Consider the following 16,738-nt stretch of genomic DNA (forward strand, 5'->3'; position numbering starts at 1 on the left):
CACGCCGGTCTGCCAAGCGCGCCCGGGGCAGGGCCCCGGGCTCAGCATTCAGTAGGCGTAGTCGCGTCCCGCGGCCTTGGCCCGCTCCCGGGAACTGGGGTTTACCGAGGCGCGGAAGGGCATCTCGCAGACCACGGCATCGACCGGTTGCCCGGGGATGTCGAGGAACTCGTCGGGCAGCCAGGCCACCAGCACGGTGCCGACCGCCGCCGAGGCCACCGGCACGTAGGCCATGGCGATGTTGGTACCCAGTTCCGGCGAGTACCAGGGCGAGGTGATCCAGCCGCAGGGCTCGCTCTCGGCATCCGGGCCGACCAGCCAGAAGTCCGGGGCATAGTCCTCGATCGGCCGGCCGCCGAGCTTGAGCCCCACCAGCTGGTGGGTGAACGGCGGGGTGCCCTGGCTGACCAGCTCGCGGGTCCGCTCCAGGGCGTCGCGGCCGATGTAGTCGGTCTCCTTGGCCTTGGGCACCATGTGGCCCAGGTTGCACTGGAAGGGATTGGTCTCGTGGTCCAGGTCCTGGCCATAGGAGAGGATGCCGGCGGCGATACGGCGATGGTGGGCCGGGGCGATCACCTTGAGGCCGTACTTCTCACCCTTGTCGAGGATGGTATTCCAGATGGTCTCGGCGTGCAGCGTGGAGTCGTAGGCGTAGACCTCGTAGCCCTTCTCGCCGGAGAAGCCGGTCTGGGAGATGAGCACCTCGGCGCCCTCGATGGTGGCGGCCATCAGGCCGTAGTAGGGCACCTCGCGTACCCCCTCGCCCACCAGGTCGGCGATCAGGTCCTCGGACTTGGGCCCCTGGACCTGCAGCGGCGAGACATCGATCTCGTCGATGCTGACGTCGTAGCGCAGGCCATGGTTGATGCCCTTGAACCAGTAGGCCAGGTCCGAGTCGCTGATGGTGAACCAGAACTCGTCGGCGGCCACGCGCAGCATCACCGGGTCGTTGAGCACATGGCCCTGCTCGTTGCAGAGCACGACATAGCGGCCCATCATCGGCGGCACCCGGGTCACGTCACGGGTGCAGACATAGTTGCAGAAGGCCTCGGCGTCGGGGCCCTTGACGCGGATCGGCCGCTCGACGGCGACGTTCCACAGGGTCACGTCGTTGACCAGCGCCCGGTATTCCTCCATGGCCCCGCCGTCCTCGGGCCGCACGTAGGCGCGCGGATGGTACATGCGGTTGTAGACGGTGGCCTTCCAGCACCCGGCCTCCACCGAGAGGTGCCAGTAGGGGGACTTGCGCACGCGGTTGGAGATCAGCATCTGGATACCGGGATCGCCGGTCTGGCGCAGGTTGACCGGTACCAGGCGGTCGCCCTGATCGATGGACTGCTGGAAGTTCACATTGGCTTGCTTGGACATGGCTCGGCACTCCTCGCCCGTTCATATGCCGGAGGGCGGAGTCGAGAGCGGCGAGAGGGCGGTCATGCCGAGACCGTCGCCGAGTCACCCACGACTCTGACCCGCACGGACGGACGCCCGGGGACGCCCGCGAGGCGGCGACCGCGCCCTGGAGGTCGTCGCTACTTTCAAGGTAGGAAGGACCTTAGGAGGCAACATTCCCGCGGCGACGCCGGGATTCCCGGAGGCGACACGCTGGGGATCACCCCCGCAGCCGGGTCAGGCCTTCCTGGGCGCTGGAGGCGACGAGCCGGCCATGCCGGTCGTAGATGCTGCCTCGGCTGAGGGCCCGGGCGCCGCCGGCCCAGGGGCTGTCCATGTCGTAGAGCAGCCAGTCGTTGACCTTGACGTCATGGTGGAACCACAGGGCGTGATCGAGGCTGGCGATCTGCAGCGAGGGGTCGCCGAAGGTGATGCCGTGGGGCACCAGCGCGGTGGTCAGCAGGTTGAAATCGGAGCTGTAGGCCAGCAGGTAGCGGTGCAGTGCCGGATCGTCCGGCAACTCGCCGGCCAGGCGGAACCACAGCCGCTTGCGCGCCGGGCGTCCTTCCTCGGCCGCGTCCTCCAGGGGCAGGAACTCGATGGGGTGGCCCGGGAAGCGGGTCACCCCGTCGGCTTCCCCGGCCACGTGCTCGGGCGCGGTCACCTCGGGCATCCGCGGCTGGTGGGCGAGGCTCGTCTCCTCGCCGTGGAAGGAGGCGCTGCAGAAGAAGATTGGTCGGCCCTTCTGGATGGCGGTGACCCGGCGGGTGGTGAAGCTGGCGCCGTCGCGCACGGCATCGACCTGGTAGACCACCGGGCGGCTGGCGTCGCCGGGGCGCAGGAAATAGCCGTGCAGGGAGTGCACCCGCCGCGCGGCATCCACGGTGTGGGTGGCGGCGGAGAGGGCCTGGCCCAGTACCTGGCCACCGAACAGCTGCGGCAGCCCGAGGTCCTGGCTGCGACCGCGGAACAGGTTTTCCTCCAGGGGTTCGAGACCGAGCAGATCCACCAGGGCGTTCAGGGCGTCGGGCATTCAGGGTATCCTCCAGGGGCCATGACGCCCGGGAAGGCCACGGCGTCATACGAACGTTTCATGTCCGTCAGTCTACTGGAGTCCGTGGCGATGCGCAGCGACGAGTTCTACATGCACCGGGCCCTGGAACAGGCACGCCTGGCCGAGGAGGCCGGCGAGGTGCCGGTGGGGGCGGTGGTGGTGGATGCCGACGGGGCCATCGTGGGGGCGGGATACAATGCGCCGCTGTCCGGCCATGACCCCAGCGCCCATGCGGAGATCCGTGCCCTGCGCGATGCCGGGGCGCGCCTCGGCAACTACCGCCTCGACGGCTGCACGCTCTTCGTGACCCTGGAACCCTGCCTGATGTGCACCGGGGCGATCATCCACGCGCGCCTGGTTCGGGTGGTCTACGGGGCCGCCGAGCCCCGCAGCGGCATGGTCGAATCGAAGGCCAACCTCTTCGCCCAGCCCTGGTACAACCATCGCGTCGAGGTGGTCGGCGGGGTGCTGGCCAGCCGGGTCTCCCGCCAGCTCAAGGCCTTCTTTGCCGCACGGCGTGAAGGCCAGGCCGCGGATGCGAGGGAGCAGTGACGGCGGTCGTCAAGCTGGGGCCCGCCTCCCGCCGGTTCAGCTGTTCGGGGGTACCAGATCGAAGAGGCCGCTCTCGGCCTCCTCGGGAAGCCGGGCATTGAGCTGGTGGAACTGCTGCTGGCTGCGGTCGACGTAGGCGAGGATCTCGTAATAGCGGCGAATGTTGCGGACATAGATGACCGGTTCGCCGCCCCGCGCGTAGCCGTGCCGGGTCTTGCTGAACCATTCGCGCTCCTGGAGCAGCGGCAGGGCGTCGCGCACGTCCGCCCAGGCATCGGGGTCGCTGCCGCGGCTCTCGACGATGCGGCGGGCGTCGTAGAGGTGGCCGAGGCCGACGTTGTAGGCGGCCAGCGCCATGAAAAGCCGGTCCTCCCCGGTGATCGATTCAGGCAGGCGGTCCTTCAGCTCGCGAAGGTAGCGCGCCCCGCCGTCGATGCTCTGGGCCGGGTCGAGCCGGTTGTCGACGTCCATCTCCGCGGCGGTGGCGTTGGTCAGCATCATCAGCCCGCGCACACCGGTCGGCGAGGTGGCGCGGGGGCGCCAGTGGGATTCCTGGTAGCCCACCGCGGCGAGCAGCTTCCAGTCGAAGCCGGCCTCCCGGGCCGCCTGTCGGAACAGCGCGGCGTAGTCGGGCAGGCGCTCGTGGACATGGCCGATGAAGGTGCGGGCGCCGACATACTCCAGGTAGTTGTCGCGGCCGAAGTAGCGGGTCTCGAGACGCTCGAGCAGGCCGCTGCCCTGGAGCTGGCCGAGGAAGCGGTTGGCCTCGCGGACCAGGCCGAGCCCCTGGCCGGCGGGAAAGGCCCAGGCCAGGGAGAGCGGCTTGCCGAGCCGGAAGCCGTCCTCCACCTCGGGAAAGAACAGTCGATTGAGGCGGAACTGATGCTCGAAGACCACGGCAGCGTCCAGGCGGCTGCTGGCCACCTGGCCCAGCAATGCCGCCACTTCCATGTCGGCGGACTCCTTCCAGCCCAGGCGGGGGTGGTCGGCCTGCAGCTCGCGCATCACCCGGTCGGTCCCGGTGCCGCGCAGGGTGCCGATCTCCAGCCCCACCAGGTCAGCGATGTCCTGGGGCGGCGGCAGGCCGCGGCGATAGACCAGCAGCGGCTGCAGCGGCATGATCGGCCGGCTGAACAGCAGGCCCGGCTGGGTCGGGTCCAGGGGCAGGGCGGCGGCGCCCAGGTCTCCCTCCTCGCGCACCGCCTCCAGGACCCCGGCGATGTTGTGGTCGGCGTCCAGCGTCAGGCTGACGCCCAGGTGGTCGGCGAAGCGGCGCATCAGCTCGTACTCGAAGCCGGTAGGGCCCTCGCGCCCCTCATAGTAGGTGGTGGGGGTGTTGCGGGTCTGGATGCTCAGGAAGTCCCGCTCGCGGATGGCCTCCAGGTGCGGCCCCGACGAGCGGTCCGGCGGGTCGGGGACGAGGCCGAGCAGCAGGAGGGCGCACAGGGCCAGGTAGCCACGCCGGTGACGACGGAGGTGAGCGAACGGGGATGCAGGCATGGGCGCGATGTGCAGCGACGGGAGGCTCCACCTTACCCAGCCGCTGGTCGGCTGTCATCCACGTCGATTTCTCGCGACCGATGCTTTCCAGTATCATGTGCGCTCGTTGCCGCCGGCCGCGGCCCCGTCATTCCGCTTGTTTCAGAGGCCCCAGGATATGCTCGAACTGCGTGGTGCGCCCGCCTTATCCGCTTTCCGTCATGCCAAGCTGCTGGCCGCCCTGCGTGCCGCCGTTCCCGAGGTCGAGGCGCTCACTGCCGACTATCTGCACTTCGTCGATCACGAGGGCGACCTGGCCGGTGAGGACCGGCGCCTGCTCGAGCGGCTGCTGGACTATGGTCCGGCCCGGGATGCGGGTGCCACCCCCGGCGAGGGCCGGCTGTTCCTGGTGGTGCCCCGTATCGGCACCCAGTCGCCCTGGTCTTCCAAGGCCACCGATATCGCCCACAACTGCGGCCTGACCCAGGTCGCGCGCCTGGAGCGGGGCATCGCCTACCGGGTGAGCTTCGCCGGCACCCTCTCCGAGGAAGCCTTCGAGACCGTCACCGCGCTGCTCCACGACCGCATGACCGAGACCGTGCTGTTCGACGCCTCGGATGCCGCCCGGCTGTTCGCCCATCACGAGCCGGCACCGCTCGGCCAGGTGGATATCCTCGCCGGCGGTCGCGCCGCCCTGGAGACCGCCAACGTCGCGCTGGGCCTGGCCCTGGCCGAGGACGAGATCGACTACCTGTGCGAGGCCTTCCAGGGGCTCGATCGCAATCCCTCGGATGTCGAGCTGATGATGTTCGCCCAGGCCAATTCCGAGCACTGCCGCCACAAGATCTTCAATGCCGACTGGGTGGTCGACGGCGAGGCCCAGCCCCGCTCGCTGTTCAAGATGATCAAGAACACCTTCGAGGCCTCGCCGGACGACATCCTCTCCGCCTACAGCGACAACGCCGCGGTGATCCGCGGCAGCCAGGCGGGTCGCTTCTTCGCCGCGCCGCTGACCGGCGACGCCGCCGAGAAGGCCGTCTACGGCACCCACCGGGAGCCGGTGAACATCCTGATGAAGGTGGAGACCCACAACCACCCCACGGCCATCGCCCCGCACCCGGGGGCGGCCACCGGGGCCGGCGGCGAGATCCGCGACGAGGGGGCCACCGGTATCGGCGGCAAGCCCAAGGCGGGCCTGACCGGCTTCACCGTCTCCAACCTGCGCATTCCCGAGTTCGTCCAGCCCTGGGAGGCCTTCGACTACGGCAAGCCCGAGCGCATCGTCAGCGCCCTGGACATCATGCTGGAGGGGCCGATCGGCGGTGCCGCCTTCAACAACGAGTTCGGCCGCCCCAACCTGGCCGGCTACTTCCGCAGCTACGAGCAGGAGGCCCTGGGCGGCGAGGGCATCGAGCGGCGCGGCTACCACAAGCCGATCATGCTGGCCGGCGGCTACGGCAACATCCGCGAGGAGCACGTCGAGAAGGGCGAGATTCCCGTCGGCGGCAAGCTGATCGTGATGGGCGGCCCGGCCATGCTGATCGGCCTCGGCGGCGGGGCGGCCTCCTCGATGGCCTCGGGCGCGTCGAGCGCCGACCTCGACTTCGCCTCGGTGCAACGCGACAACCCCGAGATCGAGCGCCGCGTCCAGGAAGTCATCGACCGCTGCTGGGCGCTGGGGACCCAGAACCCGATCCGCTTCATCCATGACGTGGGCGCCGGCGGACTCTCCAATGCCCTGCCGGAGCTGGTCAAGGACGGCGGGCGCGGCGGCCGCTTCGAACTGCGCGAGGTGCCCAACGCCGAGCCGGGCATGAGCCCGCTGGAGATCTGGTGCAACGAGGCCCAGGAGCGCTACGTGCTCGCCGTGGCCCCCGAGGACCTGGCGACCTTCGATGCCCTCTGCCGGCGCGAGCGCTGCCCCTATGCGGTGGTCGGCGAGGCCATTGATGCCCACCACCTGGAGGTCCGCGACGGCCACTTCTCGACCAAGCCGGTGGACCTGCCGATGAGCGTGCTGTTCGGCAAGCCGCCGAAGATGCAGCGTGAGTTCACCCGCGAGCACCGCGAGCTGCCCGGCGTGATGCTCGACAACCTGGACCTGCGCGAGGCCATGGACCGGGTGCTGCGCCTGCCCACCGTGGCGTCCAAGAACTTCCTGATCACCATCGGCGACCGCTCGATCACCGGCCAGGTGGCCCGCGACCAGATGGTCGGCCCCTGGCAGGTGCCGGTGGCCGACGTGGCCGTGACCACGGCGACCTTCGACACCCATGCCGGCGAGGCAATGGCCATGGGCGAGCGGCCCCCGGTGGCGCTGATCGACCCCGCGGCCAGCGCCCGGCTGGCGGTGGCCGAGACCATCACCAACCTGGCCGCCGCGCCCATCGTCAAGCTCGGCGATATCAAGCTCTCCGCCAACTGGATGAGCGCGGCCAGTCACCCGGGCGAGAACCAGGCCCTGTACGACGCCGTGCATGCCGTGGGCATGGAGCTGTGCCCGGCACTGGGCATCGCGGTGCCGGTAGGCAAGGATTCCATGTCCATGCGCACCGCCTGGGAGGAAGACGGCGAGGAGAAGAGCGTCACCGCGCCGCTGTCGCTGGTGACCACCGGCTTCGCCCCGGTCACCGATGCCATGCGCACCCTGACCCCGCAGATCAACCTGGAGCAGGACGAGTCCGACCTGATCCTGATCGACCTTGGCGGCGGCCGCAATCGCCTCGGCGGCTCGGCGCTGGCCCAGGTGTATGGCCAGGTGGGCGACGCCTGCCCGGACCTGGACGACCCGGAGGACCTCAAGGCCTTCTTCTCGGTGATCCAGGGCCTCAACGCCGACGGCAAGCTGCTGGCCTACCACGACCGCAGCGACGGCGGCCTGCTGGTGACCCTGCTGGAGATGGCCTTCGCCGCCCATGCCGGCCTGGAGATCAAGCTCGACTGGCTGATCGACGAGCCCACCGAGGCCTTCAACGCCCTGTTCGCCGAGGAGCTGGGGGCGGTCATCCAGGTCTCGCGGGCGTACACCGAGGAAGTGCTGGCGCAGTTCGCCGCGGCGGGTCTCGAGACCTGTGGCGTGATCGCCCGGCCGCGCTACGACGACCAGGTGCGGGTGACCCTGTTCGAGGAGCCGCTGCTCGAGACTACCCGGCTGCTGGCCCAGCGCACCTGGGCGGAGACCAGCTACCGCATGCAGGCGCTGCGCGACAACGCCGACTGCGCCAAGAGCGAGTTCGACGGCCTGCTCGACGGCCGCGATCCCGGTCTCTCCGCCCAGCCGACCTTCGACGTCGACGAGGATGTCGCCGCGCCCTTCGTCAACACCGCCCGGCCCGCGGTGGCGGTGCTGCGCGAGCAGGGCGTCAACGGCCATCTGGAGATGGCCTGGTCCTTCGACCGGGCCGGCTTCGAGGCCGTCGACGTGCACATGAGCGACATCCTCGAGGGGCGAGTGTCCCTCGAGGATTTCAAGGGCCTGGTGGCCTGTGGCGGCTTCTCCTACGGTGACGTCCTGGGCGCCGGCGGCGGCTGGGCCAAGTCGGTGTTGTTCAATGGGCGTGCCCGGGACCAGTTCGCTGACTTCTTCACCCGCGACGACAGCTTCGCCCTGGGGGTCTGCAACGGCTGCCAGATGCTCGCCCAGCTCAAGGAGCTGATCCCCGGCGCCGAGGCCTGGCCGCGCTTCGTGCGCAACGAGTCGGAGCAGTTCGAGGCCCGGGTGGCCATGGTGCGGGTCGAGGAGAGCCCCTCGCTTCTGCTCGACGGCATGCAGGGATCGCTGCTGCCGATCGCCGTGGCCCACGGGGAGGGGCGCGCCGAGTTCCGCGATAGCGCCCATCTGCGCGGCATGCAGAGCGCCAGCCAGGTGGCCCTGCGCTACGTGGACAACTATGGTCAGGTGACCACCCGCTATCCGGCCAACCCCAACGGCTCGTCGTCGGGGATCACCGGCCTGACCACCCCGGACGGCCGGGTGACCATCATGATGCCGCACCCGGAGCGCGTGGTGCGGGCGGTGACCAACTCCTGGCGGCCCGCCGAGTGGACCGAGGACGGCGCCTGGATGCGCCTGTTCCGCAACGCCCGGCGCTGGCTGGGCTGATCCTCCGCGACAGGTGAAACGTCTACGCCCGGGCCATGGCCCGGGCGTAGACGTTGCGAGGCCGGTGCGTCAGCGTTGGGTGGTGTCGTCGTCGGTGGTTTCCTCGCGCTTGAGCTGGGCCTCCAGGTCGTCGAGGAGGTGGCGGAACTGCGCCTGGAAGTAGTCGAAGCGGCCGAAGTCGTGGCCGCAGCCATCGCAGTAGACGTGATACTGATCATGGCGCCCCGGCGGGAACCGCTTCACGCGGCTGCCGCACTTGGGGCATTCGGGGCGAGTCTTGAGTTTCATGTGCGCCTCTCCTGTTTCAGCGATGGACGACCGAGTCATCCTTGTGTCTCTTCTAGGTATCATGGCTGCGGATACCAAGGTCAAGGGTGCGTCCTGAACGCTGACGTCACGATAATAAAATGGAAGATATTTCCATTTTTTCTTGCCTGTTGGCCCAGGGGCCTCTACAACAGCGCTTCGTGGTGCCGGCATGGGGCCGGGCGCCCGTGACGGAGCCTGAGGACATGCATGAGGGATTGAGCCGGCTCTATGTCGGCGCGGTGCTGGTGCTCAACGGCCTGTGGCTGCTGGGACGCATCGAGGATCGCGAGATCCAGGCGATCAACTTCCTCGTGGGCGGGGTCAGCCTCGCCGTGGCCGCCTACGCCGCCTTCGGTCCCGGGGCCGATGCGGCCAGCGTGCGGGCCGCGGCGATGACCCTGCTGTTCGCCTTCACCTACCTGTGGGTGGCGATCAATCGCCGCAACGGCAGCTCCGGCCATGGCCTGGGCTACTTCTGCCTGTTCGTCGCGCTCACTGCCTTGCCCACCGGCGTGCTGCAGCTGGCCGTGGCGGAGGGGGGATGGTGGTCGGGTGCCAACTGGCTGGCCTGGTCGCTGCTGTGGTTCGGTTTCTACCTGATGCTCTGCCATCGGCCCGGGCTGCAGCCGCTGATGGGGCGAACCTCGCTCGCCCAGGGCCTGGTGACCGCCTGGGTGCCGGGCTATCTGCGGTTGCAGGAACTACTGGCCTGAGCGGCATGGCCGTCCGTGGTAAAACAGTTGTTTGAAATCCGCTCCGGCCCGGGCCACACTCGAGCCTCCACGCGCCAAGGAGGAGAGGGGAGATGATGCACCGCTTTGCCGACCGGGTCACGCTGACCGTCGCGACCCAGGTGGCCGAGGTGTGCCTGGCGCGCCCTGACCGCCACAATGGCCTGGATTGGGCGATGATCGACGGCCTGCTCGAGGCACAGCAGCAGCTGACCCGCCTGGACGGCCTGCGGGCCGTGGTACTCAAGGGCGAGGGCGAGAGCTTCTGTGCCGGCCTCGACATGGCGGCGATCCTGGCCGCCCCCGAGCGGTTGCCGGCGCTGCTCGCGGCCGGTGCCGACGGGCGCAATCCGGTCCAGCGCCTGGCGCTTGGCTGGCGGGACGCCGGCGTGCCGGTGATTGCTGCCCTGCACGGCCATGTCTACGGCGGTGGGCTGCAGATCGCCCTCGGCGCCGACCTGCGGGTGGCGCACCCCGAGAGCCGCCTGGCGCTACTGGAGATCGACTGGGGGATCATGCCGGACATGGGGCTCAGCGTCAGTGGTGCCGGGCTGCGCCCGGACGTGCTGCGTGAACTGGCCTGGACAGGACGCAAGGTGACGGGGGCGGAAGCCCACTCGCTGGGGCTGGTCACGCGGCTGGCGCCGGATCCCGCCGAGCAGGCCATGGCCCTGGCCGGCACCATCGCCACCCGCTCGCCGCGGGCGGTGGCCGCCATCGGCGAGTTGCTTGAGCGGGCGCCGAGCCTGTCGCCGGCCGAGCGCCTGGCCCTGGAGGCCAGGCTGCAGGGCACCCTGCTTGGCGGTGACGAGCAGCGTGAGGCGGTCGATGCCCGGCTGGCCGGGCGGCCCCCGCGCTTCCCCTGACGCCGTCCGCGACAGCCGGTAAGATGGCGCTCCCATGCTCCGAGGTGCCGCCATGACCGAAGCCACCATGCCCACCCTGCGTCCCTACCAGCGCCAGGCGGTCGCCCGAGTGGTCGAGCACTTTCGCGGCAGTGACGACCCCGCGGTGGTGGTGCTGCCCACCGGCAGCGGCAAGTCGCTGGTGATTGCCGAGCTGGCGCGCCTGGCCCGGGGCCGGGTGCTGGTGCTGGCCCATGTGCGCGAGCTGGTGGAGCAGAACCATGCCAAGTACCAGGCCTACGGGCTCGTGGCCGACATCTTCAGCGCCGGCCTGGGCCGCAAGGAGGCCGGGCGGCAGGTGGTGTTCGGCTCGGTGCAGTCGGTGGCGAAGAACCTCGAGCGCTTCGACGACGATGCCTTCACCCTGCTGGTGGTCGACGAGTGCCACCGGGTCTCCCTGGAGGAGGATTCGAGCTACCGGCGGGTCATCGCCCATCTGCGCGCCCACAACCCCCGCCTGAAGATCCTCGGGCTGACCGCGACCCCCTACCGGCTGGGCCAGGGCTTCCTCTACCACCGGCATTACCATGGCATGGTGCGCGGCAGCGAGGACTGCTTCTTCCGCGACTGCGTCTTCGAGCAGCCGCTGCGCCTGATGGTCAAGCAGGGCTACCTGGCCGAGCCCCGGCTGGTCGATGCGGCGGTGGAGCGCTATGACTTCTCGGCGCTGGCGCCGGGCAGCGGCGGGCTCTTCCAGGAGGCGGAGCTGAATCGGGTGGTGGCCGGCCATCGCGCGACCCCGTCGATCATCGAGGAAGTGGTCGCGCGCGGCGCCGAGCGCCGTGGGGTGATGCTCTTCGCTGCAAGCCGCGCCCACGCCGGGGAAATCCTCGGCTACCTGCCGGACGGCGAGGCGGCGCTGATCACCGGAGCCACCCCCTCGGCCGAGCGCCAGGCGTTGATCGAGGCCTTCAAGACCCGCGAGCTCAAGTACCTGGTCAATGTGGCGGTGCTCACCACCGGCTTCGACGCGCCCCATGTGGACCTGATCGCCATCCTGCGGCCCACCGAGTCGGTGGGGCTCTACCAGCAGATCGTCGGCCGTGGCCTGCGCCTCGCCCCCGGCAAGACCGACTGCCTGGTCCTCGACTATGCCGGCAACCCCTGGGACCTCTATGCCCCCGAGGTGGGCAGCCCGCGGCCGGCCACCGACACCGAGCCGGTCCAGGTCGAGTGCCCCCAGTGCGGCCATGCCAACCTATTCTGGGGGCGGCGCGACGGCGAGCTGGTCATCGAACACTTCGGTCGCCGCTGTCAGGGCCTGGTGGAGGCGGATGCCGGCCACCAGCGCCAGTGCGACTTCCGCTATCGCTTCAAGGTCTGCGAGGCGTGCGGCGCCGAGAACGATACCGCCGCGCGGCGCTGCCACGGCTGTGAGGCGCTGCTGGTGGACGCCGACGACAAGCTGCGCGAGGCGCTCCGGCTGCGCGATGCCCGGGTGCTGCGCGTCTCGGGCATGGCCCTCGAGGCCACCGTCAACGGCCGTGGGCTGCCCCGCCTCAAGGTCGTCTACCATGACGAGGACGGCGCGACCCTCAGCGAGTGGTTCGCCCTGGAGACCCCGGCCCAGCGCGGCGCCTTCGCCGCGGTCTTCCTGCGCGACCACCTGCGGGCGCCGGGCAGTCGCTGGTCGCCGGCGTCGCCCGAGGAGGTCGTCCGCGAGCAGCGCCGGCTGCGGGCGCCGGACTTCGTCATCGGCCGCCGGGCGGGTCGCCACTGGCAGGTGAGGAGCAAACTGTTCGACTACACCGGGCGCTATCGCCTCGCCGCCGAGGCCGGGTGAGCCGCGCCTTACCCTGGAGCGCGGCCCTTGGTAGACTGTGCGGTCGATCATTCGCCGCCCAACCAGACCGGAGGCCAGGCCACGCGTGAGCGAGACGCCATCGTCCATCGAAGCGCCCGATGCCCCCCCGGGGAACGGCGGCTCGGCCGAGCCCGGTGCGGCGGAGCGGAGCGCGGCGGTGCTCGGCCGGCTGTTCGACGAGCCGATTACCCAGCTGCCCGAGGACCTGTACATCCCGCCGGAGGCTCTGCGGGTCTTCCTCGAGGCCTTCGAGGGGCCGCTGGACCTGTTGCTCTACCTGATCCGGCGGCAGAACCTGGATATCCTGGCCATCGACGTGGCCGCCATCACCCGCCAATACATCGAGTACGTGGAGCTGATGAAGGCCATGGAGATCGAGCTGGCCGGCGAGTACCTGCTGATGGCGGCCATGCTCGCCGAGATCAAGTCGCGCACTCTGCTGCCCAAGCCGCCCAAGGAGGGCGGCGATGACGAGGAAGAGGATCCGCGGGCCGAGCTGATCCGCCGGCTGCAGGAGTACGAACGGCTCAAGAATGCCGCCGAGGCCCTGGCCGAGTTGCCCCGCCTGGGCCGCGACTGGTTCCCGGCCCGGGCGGCGCTGCCGCCCCTGGAGTCGCGGGTGGTCCACCCGGACGTGGAGCTCGACGAGCTGCTCGGGGCGCTGGCCGGCATCCTGCGCCGTGCCGAGCTCAACCAGGCCCACCAGGTCAGCCGCGAGGTGCTGTCGACCCGGGAACGCATGCTGGCCATCATGGAGCGCCTGCACCACCAGCACTACACCCCCTTCGAGGCGCTGTTCAGCCTCGAGGAAGGCCGCTCCGGGGTGGTGGTCACCTTCATGGCGATCCTCGAGCTGGCAAAGGAGGCGATGATCGAGATCGTGCAGAACGCGCCACTCTCGCCGATCCATGTGCGGGCGCGGCTGGCCGCGGAAGAGGATGACGAGGCGGCGGCGTGCGACGACGCCGGCGAGGAGGGCGAGAGTGCCTTCGCGCCGCAGGACGACGATGGGAGCGAGCCGGCATGACCGCCATGGAATTCCCCGATGCCCTGGACGAGATCCTCGAGGCCGCCTTGCTGGCGGCCGGCGAGCCGCTCTCGCTGGAGCGCCTCGAGGGGCTCTTCGACGACCACGAACGCCCGCCGCGGCGTTCGCTGCGGGAGGCCCTGGGCCGGGTCGAGGTGCGCCACGAGCGCGGTGCCATGGAACTGCTCGAGACCGCCTCGGGCTACCAGCTGCGCATCCGGCCGCGGCTCTCGCCCTGGGTGTCGCGGCTGTGGGACGAGCGTCCGCAGCGCTACTCCCGGGCCTTGCTCGAGACCCTGGCGCTGATCGCCTATCGGCAACCGGTGACCCGCGGCGACATCGAGGAGGTGCGCGGCGTCACGGTGAGCGGCTCGATCATGCGCACCCTGGTCGACCGCGGTTGGGTGCGGGTGGTGGGGCATCGGGACGTGCCGGGCCGTCCGGCCGTCTATGCCACCACCCGGGCCTTCCTCGACGACTTCGGCCTCAAGACCCTCGACGAACTGCCGCCGATGCACGAGCTGAAGGCATTCGAGGAGCCGGAGCAGTCCCTCGAGGACACCCCGCCGCCGCCCCAGCACGAGCTGCTGGCCCAGGCGGACGAGCCCCACGAGCAGGAGAGCGAGGGCGAGACAGCGGCGGACGATGCCGCCGAGGCTGTCTCCGACCCTGACACGGCCGCCTCGGCACCCGAGCCGGCGGCCGACGAGACGACGGCCGGGAGGGCCGACGATAGCCACGCCGGGACGGCGTCAGCACGGACGGGCCTGAGCTTCGCCGACCTCGAGGCGCGCCTGTCCGAACGTGCCCGGGGCCGCGTCGACGATGACGCTGCCGCGGGGACGGAATCCACTACCAGCGAGACAGACGACTGATGAGCACCACCACCGAGAAACTGCAGAAGGTCCTGGCCCGGGCGGGCCTGGGTTCGCGCCGCGAGATGGAAGCCGCCATTGCCGATGGCCGGGTCAAGGTCAATGGTCAGGTGGCGACCCTGGGCGATCGAATCGAGAGCCGCGACCGGGTGTCCCTCGATGACCGGCCGGTGACCCTGCGGGCCGCCGACGAGGTGCCGCGCCGGGTGATCATGTACAACAAGCCCGAGGGCGAGCTGTGCACCCGCAAGGATCCCGAGGGGCGCCGTACCGTCTTCGACCGGCTGCCCCGCCTCAAGGGCGAACGCTGGATCGCCATCGGCCGACTGGACATCAATACCAGCGGGTTGCTGCTGTTCACCACCGACGGGGAGCTGGCCAATCGCCTGATGCACCCCTCGACCCAGATCGAGCGCGAGTATGCCGTGAGGGTGATGGGCGAGGTCAATCTGGATCAGGTCAAGGCCATGGTCGAAGGGGTCATGCTCGACGACGGTCCGGCCCGCTTCACCGATGTCCAGGAGTTCGGCGGCGAGGGCATCAATACCTGGTTCCACGTGGTGATCATGGAGGGCCGCAATCGCGAGGTGCGCCGGCTCTGGGAATCCCAGGGCCTGACGGTCAGCCGCCTCAAGCGGGTGCGTTATGGCAACATCTTCCTCGACAAGCGCGCCAAGGCCAGCGAGTGGGTGGAACTCAGCCAGGACGAGATCGACGACCTGGCCGAGATGGCCGGGCTTGCGCCCCGCAAGGTGCCGGAGCTGACTCCCGACGAGAAGAACCGTTGGAGCCGCGACAAGCACAAGCGCCGGCCGGTCCAGGCGATGCGCAAGCCCAAGGCGCGCCGCTAGGCGCTCCCATCGCTCCGGCCCGGCGGAAGGGATTAGCCGAAAGGCAAAAAAGTCCTTGCCAGGCCGGGGGCATATCCGTATTATCTGCACCCGTTCGGAAGGGTCGTTAGCTCAGTTGGTAGAGCAGTTGGCTTTTAACCAATTGGTCGTAGGTTCGAATCCTACACGACCCACCATCCGAACCTGAGACCATGGCGACTGAGCCGCCATGCGTTGCGGGTCGTTAGCTCAGTTGGTAGAGCAGTTGGCTTTTAACCAATTGGTCGTAGGTTCGAATCCTACACGACCCACCAGACACAGCGCCCCTGCCTCCCATGAGGCAGGGGCGTTCTGCGTTCGGGCCGCGCGACGCCCCGCCCGGCTCGGTAGCCCCGTTTTCCTTGCAACCCGGCCGGGACGGCGTCATCATCGACGGGCATCCTGTTTCTTGCCCGGAGTGATCGAATCACGGGTTTTCCGGTCTAGAATGGATGCGGGTCGGCCACGGCGGAAGACGCGACGGTTGACCCTCTGGCGTGTCGCGGCGTGCGGAGTGCACGCGCGTCGGCACCTGGTGTAATGCAGGGGGAGCCCCTGCCGGTCACAGTGGTAGACACGATGACGATCATGACTTCCCGTGCCGAGCTGCGCGAACAGCTGGCACGCACCTACTGCCCCACGCGCATTCCCGCCGAGGACGAGGCCCGTATCGAGGAGATCAAGCGTCTGCTCGAGGCCCACAATGCCGTCCTGGTGGCTCACTACTACACCGATGATGCCATCCAGCAGCTTGCCGAGGAGACCGGTGGTTGCGTGGCCGATTCCCTGGAGATGGCGCGCTTCGGTGCCCGCCACGAGGCCGAGACCCTGGTGGTGGCCGGGGTCCGTTTCATGGGCGAGACGGCCAAGATCCTCTCCCCCGAGAAGCGCGTGCTGATGCCCACCCTGGAGGCGACCTGCTCGCTGGACGTGGGTTGTCCGGCCGACGAGTTCAGCGCCTTCTGCGATGCCCATCCCGACCGTACCGTGGTGGTCTATGCCAACACCTCGGCGGCGGTGAAGGCCCGCGCCGACTGGGTGGTGACCTCGTCCATCGCCGTGGACGTGATCGAGCATCTGAAGGCCCGCGGCGAGAAGATCCTGTGGGCCCCGGACAAGCACTTGGGCGGCTATATCCAGAAGCAGACCGGTGCCGACATGCTGCTCTGGGACGGCGCCTGCATCGTCCACGAGGAGTTCAAGGCCAAGGGTGTCGAGGACCTCAAGGGCCTGTACCCCGAGGCGGCGGTGCTGGTGCATCCCGAGTCCCCGGCCTCGGTGGTCGAGCTGGCCGACGTCGCGGGCTCCACCTCCCAGCTGATCAAGGCGGCCAAGGCGCTGCCCCAGGACAAGCTGATCGTGGCCACCGATCGCGGCATCTTCTTCAAGATGCAGCAGGCGGTGCCCGAGAAGACCCTCTTCGAGGCCCCCACCGCCGGTAACGGCGCCACCTGCAAGAGCTGCGCCCACTGCCCGTGGATGGCGATGAACGCCCTCGACAACCTGGCCGGCGCCCTGCGCGAGGGCGAAGGCGAGATCCAGGTCGACGATGCCCTGCGCCAGGCGGCGCTCAAGCCGCTCCAGCGGATGCTCGACTTCAATGCCTGACCCGGCTTCGCCGGGAGCTGAACGATGGTCCGCT

At 69.4% G+C, this 16,738-nt stretch carries 13 protein-coding genes and 2 tRNA genes; 11 read left to right on the forward strand and 4 right to left on the reverse strand.

Annotated features, from left to right (window positions below):
* Nucleotides 1-48 precede the first annotated feature (48 nt).
* Nucleotides 49-1,368 carry a glycine cleavage T C-terminal barrel domain-containing protein gene (locus tag EKG36_RS14815; RefSeq protein WP_126485424.1) on the reverse strand — a complete coding sequence of 440 codons (1,320 nt, stop codon included), beginning with the start codon at nucleotides 1,366-1,368 and terminating at the stop codon, nucleotides 49-51.
* A 241-nt stretch (nucleotides 1,369-1,609) separates the two neighbouring features.
* A complete protein-coding gene (locus tag EKG36_RS14820; RefSeq protein ID WP_126485426.1) occupies nucleotides 1,610-2,422 on the reverse strand; it encodes an acyl-CoA thioesterase in 813 nt (270 codons plus the stop codon).
* Nucleotides 2,423-2,512: 90 nt separating this feature from the next.
* On the opposite strand from EKG36_RS14820, the gene tadA reads away from it, so the two are divergent.
* On the forward strand, nucleotides 2,513-2,995 hold the full coding sequence (tadA, locus tag EKG36_RS14825; protein ID WP_126485527.1) for a tRNA adenosine(34) deaminase TadA: 483 nt from the start codon (nucleotides 2,513-2,515) through the stop codon (nucleotides 2,993-2,995).
* 36 nt (nucleotides 2,996-3,031) lie between these two features.
* On the opposite strand, the gene mltF is transcribed toward tadA, so the two are convergent.
* A complete protein-coding gene (gene mltF / locus EKG36_RS14830) occupies nucleotides 3,032-4,495 on the reverse strand; it encodes a membrane-bound lytic murein transglycosylase MltF (RefSeq protein WP_126485428.1) in 1,464 nt (487 codons plus the stop codon).
* A gap of 157 nt (nucleotides 4,496-4,652) precedes the next feature.
* Between mltF and purL the strand changes: the two genes are divergently transcribed.
* On the forward strand, nucleotides 4,653-8,576 hold the full coding sequence (gene purL, locus EKG36_RS14835) for a phosphoribosylformylglycinamidine synthase (RefSeq protein WP_126485430.1): 3,924 nt from the start codon (nucleotides 4,653-4,655) through the stop codon (nucleotides 8,574-8,576).
* A 69-nt stretch (nucleotides 8,577-8,645) separates the two neighbouring features.
* Here purL and EKG36_RS14840 read toward each other — a convergent pair whose 3' ends face one another.
* Entirely contained in the window at nucleotides 8,646-8,864 is a 219-nt protein-coding gene (locus EKG36_RS14840) for a hypothetical protein (protein WP_126485432.1), read from the reverse strand.
* Between the two features lie 224 nt (nucleotides 8,865-9,088).
* On the opposite strand from EKG36_RS14840, the gene EKG36_RS14845 reads away from it, so the two are divergent.
* The 9 genes from EKG36_RS14845 to nadA all read left to right on the forward strand — a co-directional run bounded on the left by EKG36_RS14845 (nucleotide 9,089) and on the right by nadA (nucleotide 16,704).
* Complete coding sequence (locus EKG36_RS14845; protein ID WP_126485434.1) at nucleotides 9,089-9,598, forward strand: AmiS/UreI family transporter; 510 nt, start codon at nucleotides 9,089-9,091, stop codon at nucleotides 9,596-9,598.
* 92 nt (nucleotides 9,599-9,690) lie between these two features.
* On the forward strand, nucleotides 9,691-10,482 hold the full coding sequence (locus EKG36_RS14850) for a crotonase/enoyl-CoA hydratase family protein (protein WP_246007525.1): 792 nt from the start codon (nucleotides 9,691-9,693) through the stop codon (nucleotides 10,480-10,482).
* A gap of 52 nt (nucleotides 10,483-10,534) precedes the next feature.
* The gene (radD, locus tag EKG36_RS14855) at nucleotides 10,535-12,304 is read left to right on the forward strand and encodes a DNA repair helicase RadD (protein WP_126485436.1); all 1,770 of its coding nucleotides are present in this window, start codon (nucleotides 10,535-10,537) and stop codon (nucleotides 12,302-12,304) included.
* A gap of 85 nt (nucleotides 12,305-12,389) precedes the next feature.
* Nucleotides 12,390-13,352: a segregation and condensation protein A gene (locus EKG36_RS14860; protein ID WP_126485438.1), complete on the forward strand. Its 963-nt coding sequence runs from the start codon at nucleotides 12,390-12,392 to the stop codon at nucleotides 13,350-13,352.
* Entirely contained in the window at nucleotides 13,349-14,227 is an 879-nt protein-coding gene (gene scpB / locus EKG36_RS14865; protein ID WP_126485440.1) for an SMC-Scp complex subunit ScpB, read from the forward strand. Before EKG36_RS14860 ends, scpB begins: the two co-directional genes overlap by 4 nt.
* Nucleotides 14,227-15,078, forward strand: coding sequence for a 23S rRNA pseudouridine(2605) synthase RluB (gene rluB, locus EKG36_RS14870; protein ID WP_126485442.1), 852 nt, complete (start codon nucleotides 14,227-14,229; stop codon nucleotides 15,076-15,078). The genes scpB and rluB overlap by 1 nt, the downstream gene beginning before the upstream one ends.
* A gap of 100 nt (nucleotides 15,079-15,178) precedes the next feature.
* Nucleotides 15,179-15,254 (forward strand) — tRNA-Lys (locus EKG36_RS14875).
* A gap of 41 nt (nucleotides 15,255-15,295) precedes the next feature.
* Nucleotides 15,296-15,371, forward strand: a tRNA-Lys gene (locus EKG36_RS14880).
* A 304-nt stretch (nucleotides 15,372-15,675) separates the two neighbouring features.
* Nucleotides 15,676-16,704 carry a quinolinate synthase NadA gene (nadA, locus tag EKG36_RS14885; protein ID WP_126485444.1) on the forward strand — a complete coding sequence of 343 codons (1,029 nt, stop codon included), beginning with the start codon at nucleotides 15,676-15,678 and terminating at the stop codon, nucleotides 16,702-16,704.
* Nucleotides 16,705-16,738: the final 34 nt, after the last annotated feature.

Origin of the sequence: Halomonas nitroreducens, assembly GCF_003966155.1 — a bacterium.
Taxonomy (GTDB): Bacteria; Pseudomonadota; Gammaproteobacteria; order Pseudomonadales; family Halomonadaceae; genus Halomonas; species Halomonas nitroreducens.